This window comes from Actinophytocola sp. (assembly GCF_035712165.1).
Classification (GTDB): domain Bacteria; phylum Actinomycetota; class Actinomycetes; order Mycobacteriales; family Pseudonocardiaceae; genus DASYTH01.
This window is the reverse complement of record NZ_DASTBH010000330.1, coordinates 1-2,983: the sequence shown is the minus strand read 5'-3', so window position 1 is coordinate 2,983 and position 2,983 is coordinate 1. Positions and strand designations below refer to the sequence as shown.

The 2,983-nt window shown below is 71.2% G+C and carries 1 protein-coding gene and 2 pseudogenes; 1 reads left to right on the top strand and 2 read right to left on the bottom strand.

Annotation, left to right across the window (positions count from 1 at the left end; genetic code table 11):
• Positions 1-734, bottom strand: a pseudogene (locus VFO68_RS18625) (serine/threonine protein kinase); the annotation flags it as partial.
• A gap of 443 nt (positions 735-1,177) precedes the next feature.
• Here VFO68_RS18625 and VFO68_RS18620 point away from each other — a divergent pair.
• Complete coding sequence (locus VFO68_RS18620) at positions 1,178-2,701, top strand: S8 family serine peptidase (RefSeq protein ID WP_325159586.1); 1,524 nt, start codon at positions 1,178-1,180, stop codon at positions 2,699-2,701.
• A 51-nt stretch (positions 2,702-2,752) separates the two neighbouring features.
• On the opposite strand, the pseudogene VFO68_RS18615 reads toward VFO68_RS18620, so the two are convergent.
• Positions 2,753-2,983: pseudogene (locus VFO68_RS18615) on the bottom strand (hypothetical protein); the annotation flags it as partial.

The window sequence follows — 2,983 nt, the reverse complement described above, 5'->3', positions numbered from 1 at the left end:
CGGCCGGCGTAGACGCCGCCGCCGTTGGAGAAGTGCAGCACCTCGTCGATCTCGTACGGCAGGTCCGCGACCGTCACGGCGTTGCGGGCGGCCAGGTGCGGCGCCAGGAAGTCGGGCAGGGTCACCCACGGCGGCACGGTGAACGCCGGGTCGCGGCGGTCGGGGACCAGCTTGCCGGTGCCGTCGGCGATCGCCGGGACGACCCGGCCGTTGGCGGCGACGCAGTGCCGGCGGACGAACGCCCCGTACCGGACGAACAGCGGGCTCCGGCCCCAGCGGAGGTCGGTGAGGATGTACGGGCCCGGCTCGCCGTCGAGCCGCTCGCCGAGTTCGGTGAGGATCGTCTCCAGCGCGGCGTCGTCGGCCGGGTAGATGGTGACGAGCTTGCCGCTGAAGCCGCGGGGCGCGTACTTGGACACGCGGGCCAGCAGGGCCGAAGGCGACCTGAGGAACTTGAACTCGATGCCGCGCTCCACGCAGTAGTCCCAGACGGCGTCCAGCACCCGGTCGGCGTTGTCCAGACAGGCGGAGACGTGGATCTTCCAGCCCTGGAGCGGCAGGGCGGGGCCGGCGGCGCCCGGGTCGAAGACCAGCCAGTCGTCCTGCGGCCGGCGCGTCCAGCCCTCGGGCAGGGTGCGGTCGGCGGTGGCGAAGGTGGCGCCGGTGGAGTCGGCGTGCACCGTGTCGTAGAACAGCGGATCCACCATGCAGAACGCGTCATACCCCTGGTCCACGCCGGTCGCCTCCCCTCGTTCGTCGCGGCGGACGGTCGCTCTGGTCTCGCTCCCATCGCTGCGCTGGCATCAGCTTCCCGGCGCAACGGGGGTAGCCACCAGTCCGCCCTGTCATCAGCCGAACGTGCAGACATCCACGTCGATCGAGTGAAAGTTTCACGCTGTGTTTGTGGCTGATCACATGTTTAGTACCGGTGAGTACGCGGGAGCGTTCCCACGCGCTCTTCACGATGCGTGATGGACCGATCCCTGATCCGTAATCGGCTCCGTCGGCCAGGTGGTCACACTCGGTTGCGGCGAGTTGCGGGTCGGTAGCCGGCTGCTGCGCTTCGGCTGCGGTTCCCGCACAGTTGGCGTAGCAGCAAATCGGGCCGTAACCAGCCCGAACGCAAGAGGCGCCGCCACGGCGGTCGCAACCGAATACGCCCGAAGGAGCGTCGTAAATGCTCGCAATCCGTAGCCTCGGCAGCGGCCGGCACCGCCTCATGGCGGCCGGACTCGCTGCCGCAGTCCCCCTGGCGATCGTGGGCGCGACTGCTCCACCGCCGGCCTCGTCGCTCCCCGGCGGCGGCTGGTCCGGGCTGTGGCTGTCGACCACCAGCACGGCCGCCGGCACCTCCCTCGCCGACGTCCGCAAGATCATCGCGGCGGACACCGGCGCCGCGGCGACGCTGACCGGCAGCGGCGTGGGCATCGCGCTGATCGACACCGGCGTCGCCTCCGTGCCCGGCCTACCCGCGGCGAACATCGTCAACGGGCCGGACCTGTCGTTCGAGTCGCAGTCGGCCAACCTGCGCTACCACGATTCGTACGGCCACGGCACGCACCTGGCCGGCATCATGGTCGCCAACGACACGGCCACCGGCGCCAAGGGCATCGCGCCGGGCGCGAAGGTGACATCGATCAAGGCCGGCACCGCCAACGGCGCCGCCGACGTCACCCAGGTGATCGCGGCGATCGACTGGGTGGTGAAGAACCGCAACCACGACCCGGCCAACCCGATCCGGGTGCTGAACCTCTCGTACGGCTCCGGCGGCAACCCGCCGGCCTGGTCGGACCCCCTGCAGTTCGCGGTCGAGCAGGCGTGGAAGGCCGGCATCGTCGTGGTCGCCGCCGCCGGCAACCAGGGCAACGCCACCGGGAGGCTGAACAACCCTGCCAACGACCTGGTGGTGATGGCGGTGGGCTCGACCTCGACGAAGGGCACCATCCCCGTGTCCGACGACACGGTGAGCACATTCACGAACATCCACCACCAGCGCCCGCTGGACGTGGTGGTCCCCGGCGAGTCGATCGCCTCGCTGCGGGTCGAGGGATCCAACATCGACAACAGCTACCCCGGTGCCCGGGTGGGCACCACGCTGTTCAAGGGCAGCGGCACCAGCCAGTCGGCCGCCGTCGTCTCGGCCGCGGTGGCGCTGCTGCTGCAGTACAAGCCGTCGCTGACCCCGGATCTTGTCAGGCGGTACATCGAGGAGAGTCGGACCTGGCTGCCGAACGGGCTGGAGGGTGCCGGCTCGCTGAACGTCAACGCGGCCATCGCTAAGATCAACTCGACGCCCAACCCGTACCTGCCGACCCGGTCCTACGGCGCCGGCGACGGCCCGGTCCACGACGCTCGCGGCATCAGCCGCGCCGTCAGCAACGGTGTGGAACTGGTCGGGGAAAAGTCGATCTTCGGCCCGTGGAGTTCGTCGACGTGGGCCGCCAAGGCGAAGACCCAGACCACCTGGGCGGGCGGCGTCTGGATGGGCTACCGGATGGCCGGCGACGGCTGGACGGGCTCGTCGTGGGCGTCCAAGACCTGGGCGGCGGGCACCTGGCCCGGTGCGAGCTGGGCCGGCCCGGCGAACTGGACCGACCCCGCGTGGACGGGTCGCTACTGGTCCGGCCGCTACTGGTCGGCGGGCGCCTGGACCGGCCGCTACTGGTCCAGCGACGACTGGGAGACGGCGTACTGGGGCTGAGCCGGCCGTCCCCCGCTACGTGGCCAAGGCCACGTAGCGGGGGCACGTCCGTCAGAGGTTGAGGAGGCGGTCGAGGAAGTCGCGGTAGCCGCGCACCGCCATCCTCATCCGCTCGGTCTCGCTGTCGCCCGCGTCGGCGTCGGCGCCCCGCCAGCCGTCCAGGTCCGTCCGCCGCTCCGTCAGCGCCGCCGTCAGCGCCTCGACGGCCTCGCCGACCAGCGCCTGCGCCTCGTCGGCGGCGCCGCGCGGATCGTCGACGAAGCGCAGTTGCACGTCGCGCCA

Bases quoted from the DNA above. Each gene is read 5' to 3' on its own strand.
- VFO68_RS18620 (WP_325159586.1), top strand. From the start codon at position 1,178: ATGCTCGCAATCCGTAGCCTCGGCAGCGGCCGGCACCGCCTCATGGCG.